Source organism: Streptomyces sp. NPDC031365, from assembly GCF_055569765.1.
Window position 1 is genome coordinate 2,434 of sequence record NZ_JBVIIM010000070.1, and the last position, 1,666, is coordinate 4,099.

Genomic DNA, 1,666 nt, shown 5'->3' on the forward strand with positions numbered 1-1,666 from the left:
CGTAATGCGTGTGAGACCCGGCAGGGGTTGCGCATTCGGGGTTGTGGGATCTCTCTTTCATGGTCTGCCGGCCATGAGACGAGTCAGAAACCGTTGATGTAGGCGAAGGACATGCGAAAGGTCCGGCGTAGAGGGTAAGACCCCCGTAGTCGAAACATCAGCGGCTCGTTTGAGAGACACCCAAGTAGCACGGGGCCCGAGAAATCCCGTGTGAATCTGGCGGGACCACCCGCTAAGCCTAAATATTCCCTGGTGACCGATAGCGGATAGTACCGTGAGGGAATGGTGAAAAGTACCGCGGGAGCGGAGTGAAATAGTACCTGAAACCGTGTGCCTACAAGCCGTGGGAGCGTCGCGTTGAGTGCTTGCACTCAACGTCGTGACTGCGTGCCTTTTGAAGAATGAGCCTGCGAGTTTGCGGTGTGTTGCGAGGTTAACCCGAGTGGGGAAGCCGTAGCGAAAGCGAGTCCTAATAGGGCGGTTCAGTAGCGCGCTCAAGACCCGAAGCGGAGTGATCTAGCCATGGGCAGGTTGAAGCGGAGGTAAGACTTCGTGGAGGACCGAACCCACCAGGGTTGAAAACCTGGGGGATGACCTGTGGTTAGGGGTGAAAGGCCAATCAAACTCCGTGATAGCTGGTTCTCCCCGAAATGCATTTAGGTGCAGCGTCGTGTGTTTCTTGCCGGAGGTAGAGCACTGGATAGGCGATGGGCCCTACCGGGTTACTGACCTTAGCCAAACTCCGAATGCCGGTAAGTGAGAGCGCGGCAGTGAGACTGTGGGGGATAAGCTCCATGGTCGAGAGGGAAACAGCCCAGAGCATCGACTAAGGCCCCTAAGCGTACGCTAAGTGGGAAAGGATGTGGAGTCGCACAGACAACCAGGAGGTTGGCTTAGAAGCAGCCACCCTTGAAAGAGTGCGTAATAGCTCACTGGTCTAGTGATTCCGCGCCGACAATGTAGCGGGGCTCAAGCGTACCGCCGAAGTCGTGTCATTGCGATATGTACCCCCAACGGGGATCGTGATGGGTAGGGGAGCGTCGTGTGCCGGGTGAAGCAGCCGCGGAAGCGAGTTGTGGACGGTTCACGAGTGAGAATGCAGGCATGAGTAGCGATACAAACGTGAGAAACGTTTGCGCCGATTGACTAAGGGTTCCTGGGTCAAGCTGATCTGCCCAGGGTAAGTCGGGACCTAAGGCGAGGCCGACAGGCGTAGTCGATGGATAACCGGTTGATATTCCGGTACCCGCTGTGAAGCGTCAAACATCGAGCATCGTGATGCTAAGGCCGTGAAGCCGCCCCTGATCTCTTCGGAGTGAGGGGGAGTGGTGGAGCCGCCGGCCCAAGCGGTTAGTAGGTGAGTGATGGGGTGACGCAGGAAGGTAGTCCATCCCGGGCGGTGGTTGTCCCGGGGTAAGGGTGTAGGCCGGTGTGTAGGTAAATCCGCACACCTTGTGGCTGAGACCTGATGCCGAGCCGATTGTGGTGAAGTGGATGATCCTATGCTGTCGAGAAAAGCCTCTAGCGAGTTTCATGGCGGCCCGTACCCTAAACCGACTCAGGTGGTCAGGTAGAGAATACCGAGGCGTTCGGGTGAACTATGGTTAAGGAACTCGGCAAAATGCCCCCGTAACTTCGGGAGAAGGGGGGCCACGTCTGGTGAGGG

1 rRNA gene (cut by both window edges) is annotated in these 1,666 nt (G+C 57.3%); it reads left to right on the plus strand.

The window, feature by feature from the left end:
• Positions 1 to 1,666 (plus strand): 23S ribosomal RNA (locus tag ACZ5C2_RS38435) (it extends past both window edges: 373 nt to the left, 1,283 nt to the right).